This is a genomic window from Thermogemmatispora argillosa (assembly GCF_059696725.1).
Genome location: NZ_AP019377.1, coordinates 4991194 through 5009646 on the forward strand (window position 1 = coordinate 4991194; position 18453 = coordinate 5009646).

Annotated in this window: 15 protein-coding genes; 2 read left to right on the plus strand and 13 right to left on the minus strand. The window is 59.0% G+C overall.

Annotation, left to right across the window (positions count from 1 at the left end; all coding sequences use genetic code 11):
* Positions 1 to 91: 91 nt before the first annotated feature.
* The 6 genes from AC6H1L_RS19505 to AC6H1L_RS19530 form a co-directional block, all read right to left on the minus strand.
* Positions 92 to 1099, minus strand: coding sequence for a GAF domain-containing protein (locus tag AC6H1L_RS19505; protein ID WP_497599121.1), 1008 nt, complete (start codon positions 1097 to 1099; stop codon positions 92 to 94).
* Between the two features lie 181 nt (positions 1100 to 1280).
* Positions 1281 to 2120: an SDR family oxidoreductase gene (locus tag AC6H1L_RS19510; RefSeq protein WP_497599122.1), complete on the minus strand. Its 840-nt coding sequence runs from the start codon at positions 2118 to 2120 to the stop codon at positions 1281 to 1283.
* A gap of 84 nt (positions 2121 to 2204) precedes the next feature.
* Positions 2205 to 2870 carry a ThiF family adenylyltransferase gene (locus AC6H1L_RS19515; protein ID WP_497599123.1) on the minus strand — a complete coding sequence of 222 codons (666 nt, stop codon included), beginning with the start codon at positions 2868 to 2870 and terminating at the stop codon, positions 2205 to 2207.
* Positions 2867 to 3961, minus strand: a complete 1095-nt coding sequence (locus AC6H1L_RS19520; RefSeq protein WP_497599124.1) for a hypothetical protein — start codon at positions 3959 to 3961, stop codon at positions 2867 to 2869. Before AC6H1L_RS19520 ends, AC6H1L_RS19515 begins: the two co-directional genes overlap by 4 nt.
* A 396-nt stretch (positions 3962 to 4357) precedes the next feature.
* The gene (locus AC6H1L_RS19525; protein WP_497599125.1) at positions 4358 to 5842 is read right to left on the minus strand and encodes a vWA domain-containing protein; all 1485 of its coding nucleotides are present in this window, start codon (positions 5840 to 5842) and stop codon (positions 4358 to 4360) included.
* Between the two features lie 997 nt (positions 5843 to 6839).
* Positions 6840 to 7061, minus strand: coding sequence for a hypothetical protein (locus AC6H1L_RS19530; RefSeq protein ID WP_497599126.1), 222 nt, complete (start codon positions 7059 to 7061; stop codon positions 6840 to 6842).
* A gap of 460 nt (positions 7062 to 7521) precedes the next feature.
* Here AC6H1L_RS19530 and AC6H1L_RS19535 point away from each other — a divergent pair, with 460 nt between their 5' ends.
* Both AC6H1L_RS19535 and AC6H1L_RS19540 read left to right on the plus strand, forming a co-directional pair.
* Positions 7522 to 8835 carry an Nramp family divalent metal transporter gene (locus AC6H1L_RS19535; RefSeq protein ID WP_497599127.1) on the plus strand — a complete coding sequence of 438 codons (1314 nt, stop codon included), beginning with the start codon at positions 7522 to 7524 and terminating at the stop codon, positions 8833 to 8835.
* Positions 8836 to 8839: 4 nt separating this feature from the next.
* Positions 8840 to 9871, plus strand: a complete 1032-nt coding sequence (locus AC6H1L_RS19540; RefSeq protein WP_497599128.1) for a universal stress protein — start codon at positions 8840 to 8842, stop codon at positions 9869 to 9871.
* A gap of 41 nt (positions 9872 to 9912) precedes the next feature.
* On the opposite strand, the gene AC6H1L_RS19545 is transcribed toward AC6H1L_RS19540, so the two are convergent.
* The 7 genes from AC6H1L_RS19545 to AC6H1L_RS19575 all read right to left on the minus strand — a co-directional run bounded on the left by AC6H1L_RS19545 (position 9913) and on the right by AC6H1L_RS19575 (position 18445).
* A complete protein-coding gene (locus tag AC6H1L_RS19545; RefSeq protein WP_497599129.1) occupies positions 9913 to 10644 on the minus strand; it encodes a metal-dependent transcriptional regulator in 732 nt (243 codons plus the stop codon).
* A gap of 191 nt (positions 10645 to 10835) precedes the next feature.
* Entirely contained in the window at positions 10836 to 11594 is a 759-nt protein-coding gene (locus AC6H1L_RS19550; protein WP_497599130.1) for a zinc ribbon domain-containing protein, read from the minus strand.
* Between the two features lie 721 nt (positions 11595 to 12315).
* Positions 12316 to 13740, minus strand: coding sequence for a GH1 family beta-glucosidase (locus AC6H1L_RS19555; RefSeq protein WP_497599131.1), 1425 nt, complete (start codon positions 13738 to 13740; stop codon positions 12316 to 12318).
* Between the two features lie 680 nt (positions 13741 to 14420).
* On the minus strand, positions 14421 to 15512 hold the full coding sequence (locus AC6H1L_RS19560; RefSeq protein ID WP_497599132.1) for a LacI family DNA-binding transcriptional regulator: 1092 nt from the start codon (positions 15510 to 15512) through the stop codon (positions 14421 to 14423).
* A 182-nt stretch (positions 15513 to 15694) separates the two neighbouring features.
* Positions 15695 to 16408 carry an ABC transporter ATP-binding protein gene (locus tag AC6H1L_RS19565; RefSeq protein WP_497601573.1) on the minus strand — a complete coding sequence of 238 codons (714 nt, stop codon included), beginning with the start codon at positions 16406 to 16408 and terminating at the stop codon, positions 15695 to 15697.
* A gap of 119 nt (positions 16409 to 16527) precedes the next feature.
* A complete protein-coding gene (locus AC6H1L_RS19570; RefSeq protein WP_497601574.1) occupies positions 16528 to 17364 on the minus strand; it encodes an ABC transporter ATP-binding protein in 837 nt (278 codons plus the stop codon).
* On the minus strand, positions 17354 to 18445 hold the full coding sequence (locus AC6H1L_RS19575) for a branched-chain amino acid ABC transporter permease (RefSeq protein WP_497599133.1): 1092 nt from the start codon (positions 18443 to 18445) through the stop codon (positions 17354 to 17356). Before AC6H1L_RS19575 ends, AC6H1L_RS19570 begins: the two co-directional genes overlap by 11 nt.
* Positions 18446 to 18453: the final 8 nt, after the last annotated feature.

Here is an 18453-nt window from a genome sequence, read left to right on the forward strand (position 1 = left end):
TACCACGTTGATGGCAGGGTCTGGTGATAGGCTGCTGCTGGTCTGCTAGCGTCGTCTTGTGCTGACCCCCTGTCCGCGCTGGAGAAGGACCCTAGTTGAGCGTGAGACCCTGCCAGCGCTGTCCGAGTAGCAAGAGTTCTTCTTCGATCTCGTGGAGCACGAGTAGCTCAGCCTGCGTATGGGAAAGGGGGGTGCTGCGCTGGGCGGCACGGCGCAGCTGCTCCAGAACGCGGCCCACAAAGGTAGCAGTATAGGGGCGCTGCTCCGCCGCGGGGGGCATGAGGCCTAGCTCTATCTGGCTGCTCTCAAAGAACTCTTCCGGTGCGCAGCTCAGGGCCAGAAGATAGGCGTAGTCACGTGCCAGGTCGAGCTGGGGCTGACGAAAATAGTTGCGCTGGGTGCTGGCAATGGAAAGACAGCCTGCGACTCTGCCCCCCTGTAGAAGGGGATAGGCTAGCATGCTCTCCGCAAAAGGCTCGCTATGGGTAGGGAAATAGTAAGTGAGCTCCTCGTGGCTTGGAATGACCGCGTAATGACCAGAAGCCACGCAGTGGCCAGCCAGCGATTCGGCTCCGAGTAGGAGAATCTCCGGCTCTGGTACTGAGCGCCAGGGAGGCGTGCCACGCCCCTGGACGATACGCAGACTGCGCACTTTCTGGTTCGTTGAGCTGGGTGGAACGCAGAGGATCAAGTTGATTTTCACGCCTAGCTCCTGCGGATCGAACTGGCCCAGCATTTGCTGAAAAATAAGATTGCGCATCGTCACTGAGCGCAGTGCGGGTGCGCATTCAAGACAGGTAGTGAGAATACGGCGGTAGAAGGCAGAGGGAATATGCTGGTCCTCCGAATCTTCTACTAGTGACCTACCGCCTAACAATTCAGGATAGGCCTGCTTGAGATGCTCGGCCAACATGGGATGTGCACGGAACACCGCCTGATAGAGCTGCCGTAGGTGCTCGGCACGCGGGCTGCTCAGACCTTTGGCCCAGCGAGTGACGGTGATGCTATTCACACCTACAGCTTGCGCCAGCCGCTGAAGCTCTTGCGCATTGCTAATGGCTTGCTCAAGCAGTCTCCGCCAGGTCTCCAGCTTTGTCATAATCGCCTCGATGTGGGGGGATTATTAAGTGCTGCGTCGCCGGTCCTGATCTGCTTGTGACTGTCACATTTTAGCCCAATCCTGTGTAAATATCAACGCGAATCGGCCTATTCCACGGCAGTACAATAGGCTTCCACTTTGCTATTTATTATCAATTCTTGATCATTGGTAGATGCTGGCTTTAAACACCGGCGTAGGCGGAGAAACCGCCGTCGACCGGCACAACGATGCCCGTAACGAAGGCAGAGGCTGGGCTTAACAACCAGAGCAGAGTACCGAAGAGGTCCTCTGGCTGGCCGAGGCGCCGCATGGGGGTATGGTCGAGAATGCGCTGTCCACGCTCAGTCAGGTTGCCCGTAGAAGGATCGATGAGTAGCGTGCGATTCTGCTCGGTCAAGAAGAAGCCGGGGGCAATGGCATTGACACGGATGGCTGGACTATACTCCTGAGCCATATAGACGGCCAGCCAGCGGGTCAAGTTCACGATGCCGGCTTTGGCAGCGCCATAGGCAGGTACGCGCGTCAGCGGGCGCAGGGCTGCCATTGAAGCGATATTAACGATGCTTCCATATCCCTCGGCGGCCATGCCTCGCCCGAAGACCTGGCAGCAGTAGAAGGTACCGAGGAGGTTCAAGGTCACTACGTCGTGAAGAGCTTCCGCGCTCAGATCAAAGAAGGAACGCTGTGGAGCCGTAGAGGCGGCCTCGCGATTGCCGCCGGCGGCATTAATCAAGATAGTGGCGCGCCCAAACTGGGCCTCGATCTCTCTGGCGGCCCTTTCAATAGCCTCGCGGTCACTCACATCGCAGGAAAGGGCGAGAACCTCGCCGCCCTCCTGACGAATAGCGCGTACGACCTCGCTCGTGGGGCCGGCGCTGCGGCTCAACAGGGCCACACGCACGCCGCAGCCGGCAAGGAAACGGGCCATGCTTCCTCCCAGCACGCCGGTGCCTCCAGTAATCACGGCTGTCTGGTTGCCTATGGTAAACAGAGCCTGCTGGCGAGCGGAGCGATCGCTCATCTCCTACAACCTCGCTTTCCCCTAAGCTGCCGATGATGGCAAAGGCGACCTCAGTCAGGTCCTCTCCCGGCTGCGCTGCTTTAGTCAGGATTGGACAGGGCAGTAAACGATGCGCAGATCATGCCAGGTTACCTCGAAGGCATAGGCTATCTGCTGACGTAAAAAATCGGTAACGGCTCGCGCGGCCAGAGCAGCCAACAGCATAGCGAAGGGACGCGTAAGTGGATAATCGCAGGGGTCGCCAGTATTGGTCTGAGGAGGCTTGTAACCAGGCTCCCATTCGCCGCTCCCGTAGAGGCCATCGGCACTGAAGCCCACATGAAGGCACGGTACGGACAAAGCCCGACTGGCAGCGCTCACTGCGGAGCGAGCTGCCTCGTTGTCAAAGGTGTCGACGATCAGATCGCTTCCTCGCAGCAATTCCACGGCATTCGCTGAGGTGAGCATAGCGACTACTGGATCAAGGCGAGCCTGGACGGCCCGATAAAGTGTAGCGGCTAAAGCGCGGGCCTTGGGCGCGCCAATCTCGCCGCGCAGATAAGGTTGTGTCGACAGATTGCGCATCTCGACGCGGTCATGGTCGATCACCCGCAGGCGCCGAAAGCCCATGCGCGCCAGCGTCTCGCCGAGATTGGCGCCCAGTGCGCCGGCGCCACAAATCGTGATTTGTCGCTCAGCAACCGTGGCCAGGGGGGCGTAGCGTTCCTCATGGAAAAACGGACTCTGTGGGTTAAGGCTGGCTCCATTCATTCTGCCATTTCCTCCTCACTCTGAGGCGATGCGCGCATCACGCTCACGATGCTCGTCAGATCAAAGTCGCGGTCGCGTCCGCTCAAGCAGATGCCACTAGAGACGACCGTCAGCTCAGGATCAATCACTGAGCGATAGCGGTAGGGCCGCCCCTCTTCGCTCCACTCGACAAGGATCTCTGTGGCTGATCCAGAGGGACCAGGTAGCACGGTATAGCTGTGGAGCACAGCGTCGGCCTTAGCCAGCGCATGCCGTAGGCGCTCAGTCAGCTCAAGGCGCTGACGCTCCTGTTGCAGCCAAGCCAATTGCTCGCGGCGACTCTGAGCCTGAGCCAGTTGCTCCGGCACCCGCAACCCAGTCGAGGCAGAACCTCCTCTTGCTCCCTGCCTGGCGTCTGAGTGCGCATCAAGATCGGTGCTCGTAGCTGGCGATCGCTGGCGAAGGATCTCCGTCTCCAGGCGGTGAAGGTCCCAGAGCAGCAGCGCCCGGCGCTCTGTAGCGGTCAGGCCGGCGGGAAAGCGCTCGTGCTCTCCTTCGGAAGCTGAACTCGCTTCGCGCAGCCAGGCGGCGTGCGAGGGATCGGCCCGCGGATCGGCGCTATCGAACCAGAGGGTCTGACCATCAACGCGAGCGATAATGCGCTCAAAGGCCTCGGCACCGTTGAAAGGGTCGCACAGCAGAACTGGCAACGGCTCTTGAGAGAAGCCAAAGCGTTGCTGGGCATCGCTTGGATTAAAAGGCAGCGCCAACCAAAGCCCGGCCTGGCTGGCTCTTGGACCCGGGACGGGCCAGAGCAGGATCATGCGCAGCGCTGGCCAAAGTTCCAGGTAGGCTCCCCGCTCCCAGGGAAGAGCCTCGCCAAGGAACTCGGCTTCCTGCTCATTGCGGGGGCGAAAACGTCCCCACCCAGCAAAGGAGGTCTGCACCTTGAATTCATAGATCAGCCCTTCAATGCGCGTGCGGATGCGCCCTCCGGGGAGAAGTGGGGCGATGATCTCCTGCTGGCGCAAGCGCTCAGCCGCCGCGCTCAGACGGCTAACCAGGCGTAGAAGCTCCTTGCGCGCTGAGGGTTGTTGTGGTTGGTTAGGCATGGCAAAGCCTCTTTTTCGCCCGCTGACGCTTGAAAGCAAGCGCAGCATTCGGGTGAGCGTCTGAAGACCTGTCAGGACTGACCAGCGGTGCTCAGCTCAGTCCCCTGGAAGCATCTTAACGCAAACCGTCAATGGGATGGAAGTCTGACAATCGTGGCAACTGCTGCATGCTGAGCGCTTCCTGATAGGTCGCCTGGCAGATGCGAGCTGGAGGCAGAACCTGGGCCATGTGAGTGAGGAGCTATCGATGGCGTCGTCAACCGGAAGCGCAACCAGCCATGCGTTGCCTTGCAAAAACGATCACGCCCTGGGAGCTGCCCGCCGTCTTACAAGCGGGCAGCCCGGCACAGGAGCGTGACCGCTGTGAGAGCAGGGTCGCCATGCGACAGCGGCCACTCAAGCCTGAGTGACCACCTGCGTTGATGCGGACGGTGGCCGCTGTGGCAATGGGTAAGCCATAATCTGATCAACCAGCTCAGCTCGGGTTGGCTGAGCCAACAAGGGGAGCAGATTCGGCAGACTATAGTAGTCCCCAGTAAACTGGTAGCTGGTCACCTCGATGCCGGCTGCTGTCAGCCCGCGCTGGAATGCTGAGTTATAGTCCCCTGTAGCTACCAGAATCACCGACGGGTTGATGTGAAGCACACGGGAATACTCCGCCCACGCCGTAGAGAAGAAAGGAGGAGTATTCTCGCCGCAATCGCTGACCACGATGATCTGCTCCACATAGACCTGCTCACGAGTCATCTTGGCCAGCGGAGCGCCGATACTGGTGCCGCCTTGGGCCTGGATCAACTTAAAGGCCTGCTCCCAGTCGCTGAGCGTCGGGCGCTGCTGGCTGGCAGGTGGCTGGATGGCGAAAGCTACCGTATCGAAGGCATAGACATAGAAAGGAGCCTCGATCACAGCACTGATCAGGGCGGCCAACTGCTTGGCCACATCGATGGCCGTTGTCATCGAGCCACTCTTATCGACAAAGAGTGCGGTTGGCCGCTTAATGACCACCTTGCTCGCCACGCGCTCATCGGCAACGCGCGACAGACGACGAGCCGTTGCCTCATCGGGCTGGGCGGCCTCGATCGCCTTCTTCACCTTCATCGTTGAGACACGCTGATCGCTGGTGGCCATTGCCAGCTTCTGATCGATCAGGGCCTTGACCTCTGGATGGTCGAAGGCGCCGCGGCGCTTCAAGGCGGCCAGGTTATTGATGACCTCCTGGGGCGACATCGCGTTGATCAGCGCTACCAGCAGCGCTGGAGTGATGGTACGCACAGCGCCGATAGCCGTGATATACGGGATACCGCCCTCAATGATCAAGCGAGCCTGTTCCTCGGCGCTCTCTGCCCTGGCCAGGCGCTTAAGCACGGCCTGGGGACTATCGGCAGGGGGCTGCTTCTCGAAGAGCAGGGCCTGTGCCCGCGGTCCAGGCTTAATGCGCAAGCTAGCGTACAGATGCTTCATCGCTGAGCGGGCGCGGAGCGCTGCCCCATCGAGCTGGCGCGGATTCGCCTCGCGTGTGCGCAAGTAGTGCTGAATCGCGCTGCGCAGCGAACGCGGAACTTTGCCAATGACCTGCTTGGCATGGTCGAGCACGCGCGCCACTTCATAGGGAGCCAGCTGCTGCAACAGTACCCAGGCAGCCCCGCGGAACTCGGGGTAGGCGCTGGTGGCCAGATGAGCCACAAAAAGGATTTTATGGTCGCGTACCTCGCCATGCTCGAAGTACCAGGGTGCCAGATGGCCATAGAAGAGCGGATCACGCTCCAGCGCATCGCGGTGTAGCGACGCCAGGTTTTGTAGTTTGCCGTGCGGTGTACTCAGAAACGAGTTCAAGATCTGCACGCGTACATCCTGCTCTTGTCCGTGAGGAAGCTGAGTCATGATGTCATCATCCCCTTATCGATGGATTCCAGAACATGGCGGAGGAAAGCAACCAGACCGACAAACAGACGAACACCCGGGCCGTCGCAGCGCAGTCCCAGGCTACCAGGCAATTTATCCCTGGACGGGCAGCTTTCTTCTGGGAGTGCTCCCTAGAGAGGCAGACCCAGTTACCCTACCAAGGTATTGAACGGCAGAAAGAAATAAACCCAGTGCCCCGGGATGGCCGATCCCGAGCACCAGGCTTAGAACGCGCGAGTTGAGTGAGCTTTCCATATTCCTCCATATGCCGGCGCTGCAAGGTCGCGCCGACGGGATTCGAACCCGCAACCACTGCGAGAGTGGCGCTCCCAAGGGTATGTAAGCCCGCTCGGTGAGAGCGCGTTCAAGCAAAATAGGACTGGCTCAGCACCAGTTCGGGCGAGAAGCGGCAGGGCCACGGCATCGAGGTCCCGGCCAGGCATGTGCAAGGCGCCGCTCCCGTCAGAGCCTGATAGCTGCACTGAAGCAACCTGATGCATTGATCGGGCTGGAACGGGCAAGTCGGAAGGGCCTAGAGTCTTGTATGTGCTCTACCGCTGAGCTACAGCCTAAACAGGCTGACGGGATTTGAACCCGCGACCGCAAGCACTATGCCGGTTAGGGCACATTCCAGCCCGGAAATAAGAGCGAGAGCCAGTAGCTGGAAGCGAGTCTTTGAGCGTCCTGAGACGCGCGAGTCAAAAGAGCTTCCATAACACCAGGGCGGTCAGCACGCAATGCGCCACATGACCTATAAAGCGTTTGTACGCTCTTTTCGTGAGAGCGCGTCTCAGGGCAGAAGATATACTTCAAAGCTGCTCTGAGGGGAGATGAGTAGGGCGCACAAGTCGAAAGAGCAGGTCTAAACTTCGCTTGGGGCGAAGGTTCCGGCCAGACCAGAGCCACTAGTATGTATGCCCTATCGGTTAGGGTGCGCCCAAATCGCTGTCTGCATCCTGCCTCTGAGGATAGGCCATCAGCCGTAGAGGGCCTCCGGCCGCACGATAATCGCCTGACTGGTGCGTACCACCACGTACGAGGCCAGCTGATTGCAAGCGACGTCGAGATGGCGCGCCACAGCCTGCTTGATCTCAGCGTCCGAAGCCTGCCAGGACAGGCCCAGCTTCGACAGGGGCAGCTCCTCACTGCGACCAGCGTACCGCACGTGCAGGAGAGCCTCCAGCGTTCTCTCTGCCATAGCGCTCACCTCCTTGACTTCTGCTCAGAATTGGCGTCGCTTGCCTGACCTGACCTGTTATCAGACGAATTCGCTAACTCCTTGTGGAATGTCAACCCTTACTACGGAAGTAAATATACTCGCATTTTCCACCTTTGTCAAGGGGGAAGCTCCTGATTTCTGAACTTATGGAGAAAATTCCCATCGCTTTGCCAGAAGCGGGGACCTCCTTGCCCTTGACAAGGGCTTTCCCCAGGCTTATACTTCCTCTTTAAGAGGAAGAAAAATCAATTTTTATATAAGTAAAATTTGGGCTTATGGGAGGAAGGAGGCAGAGGGACAAGCTCTGCGGGGCATCCTGGCCTGGGCTATACCGTTCCTTCGCGCCCTAATGGCTGGAGCTGAGCCTGTGCCCATCGCGGCGCCGATTTCTTCCTCTTTCCGCTTCCTGTCAGAAAGAACGCACGAGGAGCAATGTATTATGCGATCTGAATCCTCGAACGTGGCAGTTAACGATGGAGCTAGGAGCCAGGGCACCATCCAGGCTGCCAACGAAGTCTTAAGCGGCCAAACAAAGCGTGGACTGGTGCGGCGAATACTCCCTTTTCTCGGGCCGGCTTTCATCGCCAGCGTCGCCTACATTGATCCGGGCAACTTCTCGACCAACATTCAAGGTGGAGCCAGCTTTGGCTACCTACTGCTTTGGGTCATTGTCGCCAGCAACCTGATGGCCATGCTCATCCAATCCCTCTCTGCCAAGTTAGGTATTGCCACCGGGCTGAACCTGCCCGAGATGTGTCGCACCTATTTCCCGCGGCCTATTGTTTGGGCCATGTGGCTGCTGGCCGAAATCGTGGCGATGGCCACAGATCTCGCTGAATTTCTAGGAGCCGCCGTCGGTTTTCAGCTCCTCTTCCATATGCCTCTCCTGCTCGGCGGCCTTCTCACCGCCGCTGTGACCTTTCTGATTCTGGGGCTAGAGCGCTATGGCTTTCGCCCACTGGAGGCCGTCATCAGCGCCCTAGTCGGCGTCATCGCTCTTTGTTACGTCATTGAAACCGTGCTGGTCAAGCCGGCCTGGGGCGCCATTGCCTATCACGCCCTGGTGCCGCAATTTTCCGGCCCTGAGAGCATTCTACTCGCCTCGGGCATTCTCGGCGCGACCGTCATGCCCCACGTGATCTATCTACATTCCGCCCTTACGCAGAAAAGGATCGTCGTACGCGATCCGCACCAGCTCAGACGGCTCTTCCGTTACGAGATTCTCGATGTGATCATCGCGATGAGCATCGCGGGCTTTGTCAATGCAGCCATGCTCATTATGGCCGCGGGCACCTTTTTTCAGGCCGGATTGCGCGAGATTGGCACGCTTGAAGAGGCCTACCGAACGCTCCAGCCCTTGCTAGGGGGCGCCGCGAGCTGGGTTTTTGCTCTTTCTCTTCTCATTTCGGGACTCTCATCCTCGACGGTGGGGACAATGTCGGGTCAAGTGATCATGCAAGGCTTTCTCCATCGGCAGATTCCCGTCTGGCTGCGGCGTCTTATAACCATGCTGCCATCTCTGCTCGTAATCTTAATCGGTCTGGAGCCAACCAGGACGCTGGTGATCAGTCAGGTGGTGCTCAGCTTTGGCATCCCCTTTGCCCTCGTGCCGCTGATTCTTTTCACTCAGCGCCGTGATATCATGGGGGCGTTGGTTAACAGCCGGGCGACGACCGCCCTGGCCTGGTTGGTGGCTGCGCTGATCATCGCCCTGAATGTCTTTCTCTTATATCAGGTCTTTACAGGAGGCTGATGGCATGTTACTGGCTTGTGGGCAAGAAGAATGCGAGTATAGTCAGCAGCCCAGTCGCGCGCCAGATAACAGGCGTGACCTCGCGCAGGACCTGGAGCCTCAGCGTGAAGTCCAGGGCACCTGTCAGGGCCCTATCAAGAGGCTCCTTGTCCCTTTAGACGGCTCGCGCCTGGCAGAAGTAGTTCTCCCGAGCGTAGTCGCTCTGGCCCAGCGCTATCGGAGTGAGGCTCTCCTACTCCATATCCTGGAGCAGCACCCACCTGCCCAGGTACATGGTGAGCGCCATCTGCGTGATGTCGCTGAGGCCACCGCCTATCTTGAAGCGATCGCGGCCCGGCTGCGGGCCGAAGCGCTGACGGTCTCCGTCCATGTCCACGAGAATCGTGAACAGAACGTAGCGCGTGGCATTGTCGAGCATGTCCAGGAGCTAGGCAGTGACCTGGTGGTCATGTGCACGCACGGCAATGGCGGCATCCGTGACCTCCTCTTTGGCAGCATCGCGCAACAGGTGCTGCAGCGTAGTCCTTGCCCCCTCTGGCTGGTTCAGCCGCGCAAGGATGGCGGGGCGCCTCCTTTCAGGCTGAGGCGTATCCTGGTCCCGCTCGATGGGACGCCGGAGCATGAGCCAGGACTGCCGGCGGCCATCGCCCTGGCACGTAGTTTTGAGGCCGAACTACTCCTTGTCTTTGTTATTCCAACGCTTGCAACCCTGACGGGCAAAGAAGCGGTTTCGGGTGCCTTATTGCCAGCTACCATGCGCGCTGTGCTCGATCTGGCTGAGCAGGGAGCACAGGCCTACTTGCAGCAAGTTGTTGCCGCCTGTCAGGACCAGGGGGTCAAAGCACAAGGGACAGTCTTGCGGGGCGAGACCGTGCTAGAGGTAGTCAAGCTGCTTGAACGTCAGGAGATAGACCTGATAGTGCTGGCCAGCCACGGTCGAGCAGGACTGGACGCCCTGCTGAGCGGCAGCGTGGCCCCTCGCCTCGTAGGGCGCGTGACTGTGCCGCTGCTGTTGGTGCGCGCTGGGAATCCATGAAGCACTCTTCTAACGGCTAGCCAGCGCCCTGCCCATTTCATTCACGATGGCAGGCTGGGCTCGAGACGATCCGTCGGATCATCCTCGTCCTCCTGGAGGCTTACCGTGATCTGCTCCGCCAATTCGGCGCTCAGCAGGTGCTCGACCGCCTGGCTCTCCTCACCGACACGGATGCGCAGCGCTCCTCCGAAGGGAACTCGTTCAATGACACGTACACGTACCTCGGGATACAGGCCCATCTGACCTAGATAGCGCAGTTTGGCTGCATCCTGATCATTGACGCGCAAAATGCGCGCTGACTGCCCTTCAGGTAACTGCAGCAGGGGCTGACCAGGACGCTGGGCAATGACCCCTTCCTTGCTGGGAATCGGATCGCCGTGAGGATCGACGGTCGGATAGCCAAGCAGGGCATCAAGTCTTTCCTCGAACTCCTCCGAGATCACGTGTTCCAGGCGATCGGCCTCTTCATGCACTTTGTCCCAGCTATAGCCCAGTTCGCGCGCCAGGTACAGCTCCAGGAGCCGATGATGGCGAATGACCTCCTTAGCCTTGCGCTCTCCCAGCGGAGTCAGACAGACGCCGCGATAAGGCGTATGCTGGACCCAACCGGCCTTCGCGAACTCTTTGAAGAGTAAGGTGACAGTGGCGTCGCTGACCCCCAGGCGCTCGCTCACCGCCGAGGTAGAGACTTTTTGGCCACGCTCCTGCATGGTATAGATGACCTTCAAGCAATCGCTGACGCGCGGGGCCAGTGCCTGTATCGGTTCATCCATGCGCTCATATCCCGATGTCTGAAATTTCTAGTGCAGGAAATCTATATCACATCTCCAGCAGGTAAGCAAGGTAGAGCGAGAGAGAGAAGGGCGCCGCGGCGAGGCGCTGAGGCTCTGCCGCTGATCGACGGCTGTTGATCAGCGCCTGGCAGCTATCCAGTGGCTTCCCTTCCTGCAAGGCAAGACCATGCTCACCAGAAGGCCAAGGCCATAGTCGTCACCCCATAGAGCAGAAAAGCCAGGCCAAGGGCAAAATCGCTGAGCGGCTTATACAGGCTGGCCACCACGCTTCCGATCACCACGAGCGCAATGCCGCCGAGTAGCGTCAGGCCCTGAGCAAGCAGGCGTTTCCCCAGACGCAAACGGGGGTAACGGTGAAAAATCAATAGCAGAGGCAAGGCAATCAGCTCGCCGATGCAGGTTCCTATCATAAAGGTATTCAGGATGGCCTCTGGGGTTTGGATCAGCAGGCCTGTCACGCCTATAAAGGCGGAGAAGGCTCCCCACAGGTAGAGGAGGGTGCCGATCAGGCCTTCGCCCCAGCCACGGCGCCGTGGCTGAGAGGGGAGTCCTGCCGAGATACTATCAACGCCGGCGATGACATAAGGCCCGGACGGCAGCCCGTTCATTCCCTGGGCATAGGGATCAAGAGCCGAGGCCATCGCTGGTACCGACGGCACCGGTGGCGCAGGTGGCACCAGCGGATAGGGAGAGGCCGCTGCTCCCGGCGAAGATGGCAGCGGCGTCAAAGGCCTGTATTGCCGCTCATCTAGCGGATCGAGACGCTCTGATGAGAGCGGCAGACGTACATTACTGTAGCCTGGCTGTTCTTCTCGCGGCAGCAGCTCAGTCAGATCGGTGTACGCTTCTGATAAGGTGCTACCGCAAAAAGCGCAAAAGCTACTGGCCGTGTCGTTCTCTCGACCGCAACTGGGACAGCATCTTTTCATTGCACTTCCTTACGCGGCAGAGGTGAAGGCCGCGCCCTCTCCAAATTTGAAACATGAGAGACCCACACGCCGCAAGGTCTGCCTTGCAAGTGATGATCATGATACGGGCCGCCGCCCCTCCTGAAAAGACCGCAGATCAGTTGTCTACTTTATCCTGACCGATGCTGGCTTTGGCCGGAGAGCGTATCGGTCTCCCTCCCTTTCTCCGTTGCGACCGCCAAAGGCTGAAGCAGGCGGCTGAGAGAAAGCAAGATAGGCTCTCCCAAGACAGAGCGCCGGACTCCCCAGGAGGCCGTTGCCAGCCGGGGACACAGCCTTAGGTGTGGATCAGCGACCGGGCCTGTGTGGTGCTTGGAACCGCTTGCCGCCTGGGAGAACTACTTTTCCATTCTAATCTGACCGTCGAGAAAAGGCAATGGCGAACCAGGAACAAAAAGCCCGTTCTTTTCTCCTACAATAGGCTAAAGCTTTATAATCTCTCATGTTTATGAATCTTGACAAGATACTATTGTCATATATACACTTTAAATTGAAATAATTTCCTGAGAAGCAAATCTTCTCCTATTGGAGAGAAATAACGAACTGCCGAAGAAGCGTGATTCTCCGGAGTGAGCTTTAAGGGAGCGAAGGAGGGGAGAGATCTCGTGGTGAGCCAGAGCGGATAATAGGATGGGGCTGATCTCCTGCTCTGGCTCACCACGAGCGTGCGCCTGCTTCTCCCTCAGAGACGGGGGCGACGAGCGGCGATGAACGAGGCATACCAGTAGCCGCTATCCTTGATAATGCGTCTCTGAGTAGGGTAGTCAACGTAGACAATGCCAAAGCGTTTGCTATAGCCGAAAGCCCACTCAAAGTTATCCAGAAGCGACCAGACAAAGTAGCCGCGCACAGCAGCCCCCGCAGCGAGGGCCTCACCCAGAGCTTGAATATGCTGCCTCAAGTAGGCAACGCGACGACTATCATGGACATGCTCATTGCCGTCCCATTCATCGCGGAAAGCAGCCCCATTCTCGGTCACAACCATCGTCTTGGGCTGGTAATCGTGCTGAAGGCGCAGCAGCAGATCTTTCAAGCCGGAAGGATAGACTTCCCAGCCCATTTCTGTGTAGCAGGCGCCAGGCACGGGAGCCACCGTCTCATGGGCTAAGCGCGCGGAGATCGGCTCTCCATTGGCCGAGGAGCTGGCCCGCACCAGCAAGCGGGTATAGTAGTTCACCCCCAGAAAGTCAAGGGGAGCCGCGATCAGCTCCAGATCAGCAGCCTCCATCGCGGGTGGTTGGACGCGCAGCGCAGAGAAAAGGGTCTCAGGATAGCGGGCGCGATAGAGCGGCTCGATAAACCAGCGGTTATGGAAAGTATCGGCCTGCAGAGCGCTCTCCTGAGTCTCGGGCCGTTCGTCCGCTGGATAGACTGGCGTGAAATTCAGCACGATGCCGAGCTGGGCGTCGCTGCGGGTGTAGGAGCGCAGGCGTGGCAGAGCCAGACCGTGGGCCAGCAACAAGTGATGACCTGCAGTAATGGCCGCCTGCAGATCACAGAGGCCGGGAGCATGCTCGCCAGAGCCATGCCCGAGGTAGGCGCTGCACCAGGGCTCATTGAGCGTGGCCCACCAACGCACGCGGTCACCCAGACGACGCGCAACTACCTCGGCATAGTCAGCAAAAGCTAGCGCCGTCTCACGGTTAAGCCAGCCGCCGTCTCCCTGCAGCGCCAGCGGCAGATCCCAGTGGAACAGTGTGATCAGTGGCGTAATATTATGGGCGAGCAAACAATCGACAAGACGCTCATAGAAATCGAGGCCGCGACTGTTGACCGTACCTTTGCCCTGGGGGAGCACGCGCGGCCAGGAGATAGAGAAGCGATAAGCACCAATGCCCAGGCGGGCCATCAGCGCGACATCTTCCTCCATACGATGATAGTGATCGGCGGCGATGTCGCCTGTGTCGCCCTGATAGGTCTTGCCAGGGGTCCCCGAAAATGCATCCCAAATGGAGGGGCCGCGCCCATCTTCGTAGGCCGCTCCCTCGATCTGGTAGGCTGAGGTAGCCACGCCCCACAGGAAGTCGGACGGAAAGCTGACGCCAATCTCACGCGCGTCCGCCTCCTGCTCCTGCCTATCAGGAACTGTGTACGCTGGCTGATCCATTAATCCTCCTTTTTCGAACGGAGCTGCTGCAAAGTGTCGCTGCTCAGAAGGCAGTTCTTTCCGAAGCGCAAGCGGCTGAATTGCTGTGGCTGCCATAGATCTTGCCTCTCTCCCCCGATACTGCTGGTATAATCTAGAGCGAATAGACACCTCTCCGATGTCTATCGTTATCTTTGCGCCTTATGTTGATTCTTGCTCAACTACTCGACCAATCGATCGCGTAGTGTCGGCATGCTGAGACTGGCGGAGACGACAGCACAGCCTATTGATGGCTGTCAGACAGACAGGCAGACTGAGTTTGAATAAGGATGGGGCGACCGCAAGTGCAGTCGCCCCATCGGTTGGCGATTACCCCTGCGGCATCCCTGCCTGTCAAACTCACATCCATGTCTGCTTGCCAGGCGAGAAAGAGCGTCCCTACTAAGCTGAAGGGGTAATGAAGATAGGTCATATGAGGGAAGAGCGGATCTTTCCCTCGCTTCCTCAGCGCTTTAGCCTATCTGCAGGCGCCATCTACAGCAGGCAAGGCTGACGCTGACAGTACCACGACTATGCTGCTCTCCTCTGGCTGCGGGCGGATATGCCCATCATCAGCCTCCTTTGGATTGATAAGGACAACAGGATCACGGCCAACAGGACAACAGATATGCACGCTCCTGGCCCTGCTACCTCTGTGGGGCTTACTCGTCGCTGAAAGAATGCTCCTGTTCCTGACGGCGATGCGCTGTCAATGCTCCACAGGATGCCCGAATCACCAGCCGGGTGGGCAACTGAATGCGGATAGGCGGTTGAAGTCCACCTTCTGGGCTACTGGCAGGCTGCGACCACTGGGCATGCAGCAGCGAGAGCAGCAACTCAACGGCGTTGCGCCCCATCTCGTAGAACGGCTGCTTGATGGTAGTCAGGGGTGGCCTTACGTGAGCCGAGAGGGGAATATCGTCGAAGCCGACAACGGCTATATCCTGTGGGATGCGCAGGCCTAGGGCCTCGGCGGCGCTCAGGAAGCCGTAGGCCATCTGGTCATTGGCGATAAAGATGGCCTCGGGACGTTCTGCGGGCGGTAAGGCAGCGAGGGCTGAGGCACAGGAGCGTCCGCTGCTTGCTTCGAACGTGCCGCTGAAGACAAGCGCAGGGTCGCAAGGGAGACCGGCATCATCGAGAGCCTGCCGGTAGCCCTCGTAGCGCTCCTGAGCACAACGAAACTCGCTGGGGCCTTGCAGATGAGCAATGCGCCGATAGCCGAGGCGAATCAGGTGCATGGTCGCCTGATAAGCGCTGACGCGGTTATCGATGCCAACAGATGGCAATTCAGGCAGGGGGCCTTGATCATCGATCACGACAACTGGCAAACCCTGAGAGGCGAGCTGCAGCAGGCGCGGCGTCAGCGAACCTGGTTGAATCACCAGCAGGCACGAGGTCAATCCCAGAGCCAGAATCCGATTGACAATCGTAGCCGGATTCTGGCCAGCATGCGTGCTATAAAGGACGATCTCATAGTCGGTGTGCTCGATTGCCTCGGCCACTCCACGTAGAATCTCGGGAATGGTCGGCTGGGTCAAGGGAGGAGTCAGCACTCCGACCAGCCGGCTGCGCCCTCCAGCCAGCCCTGCCGCTGCCAGGCTCGGCACAAAGCCTTGTTCTTGCATGACGCGTAGCACCCGCTCGCGTGTCTCGGCCTTCACATTGCTGCGCTCATTGAGCACACGCGAAACGGTAGCCTTCGATACTCCTGCCAGCCTGGCAATGTCCTCAATCGTCACCTTTGGCTTCATTCTACTTGCTCACTCCCTGCTGCCTTCCAAGTCTCGCTCTCTTCCCTCTCGTCAGCGCTTCCCTGCTGTTCCCTCTCGGCCTCCACTATGAAAGCGGTTTCATTGCTTTCGTGGTAAGCATAATATGAAACCGCTTTCATGTCAAGGGGCAGCGCCCACTAACAGAACAGGAGGCCGGCTACTCAGGTGCCTAAATAGGCGGTACGTACGCCTTCATGTTGCAGCAGCTCTTGGCCTGTTCCCTCAAGGACGATCTGGCCGTTTTCCAGAACGTAGGCGCGATCGGCGCGTTCCAGAGCAATTTGGACATCCTGTTCGACGAGCAAAAAACTCAGACCTTTCTCGCGGTGGATGGCATCGAGGGCCATCAGCAAATCGTCCACGACCTGGGGAGCCAGGCCTAACGATAGCTCATCGATCAGAAGCAATTCGGGATGGCTCATCAAGCCGCGTCCGATAGCGCACATCTGTTGCTCACCGCCTGAGAGCGAGCCTGCTAATTGGCGGCGGCGCTCGCGCAGTCGGGGCAGAAGAGTATAGACCTCCTCCAAATCCTGCTTGATGGCCTGCTGTGAGCCAGCGCGTCTGGTATAGGCACCAAGCAAGAGGTTCTCTTCCACTGTCAGTGCGCTAAACAAGCGCCGGCCCTGGGGCACGTGGCTCAACCCCAGACGGACGATATCCTCCGCGCGCCGGTGCGTGATCTCCTGTCCGGCGAAGCGAATACGCCCTGCCCAGGCTGGCAAAAGGCCAGAGAGGGTAGCCAGTAGTGTCGACTTACCAGCGCCATTCGCTCCAATCAGGGCTACCAGTTCGCCACGGCGTACTTCCAATGAAACATCCCACAACACGCGTGTTTCATCGTAGCCGCTCTCCAAGTGCTCGACTTGTAGCAAAACCTGCCCGTCCTCCTGAGCCGGGCTGCTGACCGGCGCTGTGAGCTGTTCAGGCGTTGAGCCTGCCTGTCTACTCAGCGTGCCTGGTTGTGACTGCGGCTCTCCAGGCTGTTTCTCGCTCATCCCTGTACCTCCTGCCCATCCTTGGCCGATTCTGAGGTCGAGCGGGCGGCTCCCAGGCGGGCCTGCTGCTCGCGGGCATAGCGCTCGCCCAGATATGCTTCGATGACGCGCTGATCTGTTAACACCTGTTCTGGAGGTCCTTCAGCGATTTTGCTACCCTGGTGCAAGACCATGATGCGCTGCGAGAGGCCCATAATGGCCTGCATCACGTGTTCGATCACCAGTACTGTTACTCCAGTATCGTGGATTGAGCGAATCAGCGCGATTGCCTGCTCCACCTCGGGACGTGTGAGACCGGCCATGACTTCATCGAGCAGCAACAGCTCCGGCTCCAGAGCCAGAGCGCGGGCCAATTCCAGGCGCTTGCGATCGGCGACGGTGAGCTGATCCGCCCGGTAGTGGGCCTTAGCTGCCAGCCCAACGCGCTCCAGGACTGCATCCGCTGCCTCGCGGGCGGCAGCCTGTTTCAAGCCACGGCGTCCGAAGAGGGCGCCGATCATCACGTTTTCGCGCACGCTCAACCCCTTAAATGGCTGGGTCACCTGGAAAGTGCGCGCGATCCCGAGGTGAGCCCGTTGATGGGGCGACAAGCGACTGATATCGTGACCGCGGTAGCGGATCTGACCGCTGCTCAAAGGTAGCGTGCCGCTGATCAAACCAATCATCGTTGTTTTACCGGCGCCGTTGGGACCGATGATGCCCACGATTTCGCCGCGCCAAACAGCGAAGTCGAGCTGTTTCACTGCGGGCAACCCGTCAAAGAACTTCGTGACACCCTGCAGTTCTAGCAGAGGCTCGGGTCTCTGCTGGCTGCCTGTTGACTTAGACGCCATTGGCGGCGATAACACGTCGGACACGTCGCACTCCTTCCACCAGCAGTTGCCGGTGACTCATACCGGGGGCCAGCGGTCGGAAAAACTCCTGCCCCAGGCCCACCAGCCCTTTGGGAATAAAAATGGTGACAATTGCGATAGTCAAGCCCAGCAGCGAATTATGGAAAGCGGAGCCACTGATTTGGAACTGGAAAGACAGCAGCTCGAACAGGATGGCGCTGATCAGCGGGCCGAGCAAGGTTCCTGCGCCACCAAGCACGGTCAAGAGGACCATCTCTACTGAGATACCGACATCAAAAACCGTTGGGGGATCAAAGCCTGTTGACCAGTACGCGTAGAGACCGCCGGCGAGCGCTGTGGGCACGGCGCTCAGCACAAAGGCCCCTATCTTGTACCAATAGGTGGGGATGCCCATCGCTTCGGCTGTTTCTTCGCTCTCGCGGATGGCGATCAGCGCATAACCAGGCTTGCTACGCAGTAGATAGGCGGTCACCAGGAAACAGACCAGGGCCAGAAGCCAGAACAGGAAGTAAAAGGCCGTATCCGAAAGCACCGGCAGAGGCAGCTCAACCTCTCCGCCGCTACCGCCGATGTTACGGATAGCGACCAACTCACGCGTAGCCTCGGCAATGCCCAGGGTGGCAATAGCGAAGTAGTGACCGCGCAGGCGCAGAACAGGCAAGCCCAGGAGAAAGGCCAACAAGCCGGCTACCACTGCCCCGATGAGAAGTCCAAGCCAGAATGAGTAGCCAGCCAGCAACAAGAGCCCCGTACTGTAGGCGCCGACACCGAAGAAAAAGACATTGCCGAAAGAGGCGTAACCGGTAAAGCCGCCGAGAAAGTTCCAGCTCTGAGCGAGAGCCGCGAACATAAGGATCAAGGTCCATGTGTGGAGCGTGGCAGCATCACCGCTCAGGGGGATCAGGGCAGCCACGGCCAAGATGATCAGCCCTATCAGTAGCGACCAGGGCCAACGGAATGGCGCTCTTGACTGCCTCCGCTGCTGCTCGCCTTGCTCATGCTCCCGCTGTTCAGGAGTCGCATGGCTGGACGGTAAAGGTCTGCGCCGAAATCCAGGCATGGTGCTTG

Bases quoted from the DNA above. Each gene is read 5' to 3' on its own strand.
- AC6H1L_RS19515 (WP_497599123.1), bottom strand. From the start codon at position 2,870: ATGAATGGAGCCAGCCTTAACCCACAGAGTCCGTTTTTCCATGAGGAA.
- AC6H1L_RS19525 (WP_497599125.1), bottom strand. From the start codon at position 5,842: ATGACTCAGCTTCCTCACGGACAAGAGCAGGATGTACGCGTGCAGATC.
- AC6H1L_RS19570 (WP_497601574.1), bottom strand. From the start codon at position 17,364: ATGGCGTCTAAGTCAACAGGCAGCCAGCAGAGACCCGAGCCTCTGCTA.
- AC6H1L_RS19505 (WP_497599121.1), bottom strand. From the start codon at position 1,099: ATGACAAAGCTGGAGACCTGGCGGAGACTGCTTGAGCAAGCCATTAGC.
- AC6H1L_RS19560 (WP_497599132.1), bottom strand. From the start codon at position 15,512: ATGAAGCCAAAGGTGACGATTGAGGACATTGCCAGGCTGGCAGGAGTA.
- AC6H1L_RS19550 (WP_497599130.1), bottom strand. From the start codon at position 11,594: ATGAAAAGATGCTGTCCCAGTTGCGGTCGAGAGAACGACACGGCCAGT.
- AC6H1L_RS19575 (WP_497599133.1), bottom strand. From the start codon at position 18,445: ATGCCTGGATTTCGGCGCAGACCTTTACCGTCCAGCCATGCGACTCCT.
- AC6H1L_RS19545 (WP_497599129.1), bottom strand. From the start codon at position 10,644: ATGGATGAACCGATACAGGCACTGGCCCCGCGCGTCAGCGATTGCTTG.
- AC6H1L_RS19555 (WP_497599131.1), bottom strand. From the start codon at position 13,740: ATGGATCAGCCAGCGTACACAGTTCCTGATAGGCAGGAGCAGGAGGCG.
- AC6H1L_RS19510 (WP_497599122.1), bottom strand. From the start codon at position 2,120: ATGAGCGATCGCTCCGCTCGCCAGCAGGCTCTGTTTACCATAGGCAAC.
- AC6H1L_RS19520 (WP_497599124.1), bottom strand. From the start codon at position 3,961: ATGCCTAACCAACCACAACAACCCTCAGCGCGCAAGGAGCTTCTACGC.
- AC6H1L_RS19540 (WP_497599128.1), top strand. From the start codon at position 8,840: ATGTTACTGGCTTGTGGGCAAGAAGAATGCGAGTATAGTCAGCAGCCC.
- AC6H1L_RS19535 (WP_497599127.1), top strand. From the start codon at position 7,522: ATGCGATCTGAATCCTCGAACGTGGCAGTTAACGATGGAGCTAGGAGC.
- AC6H1L_RS19530 (WP_497599126.1), bottom strand. From the start codon at position 7,061: ATGGCAGAGAGAACGCTGGAGGCTCTCCTGCACGTGCGGTACGCTGGT.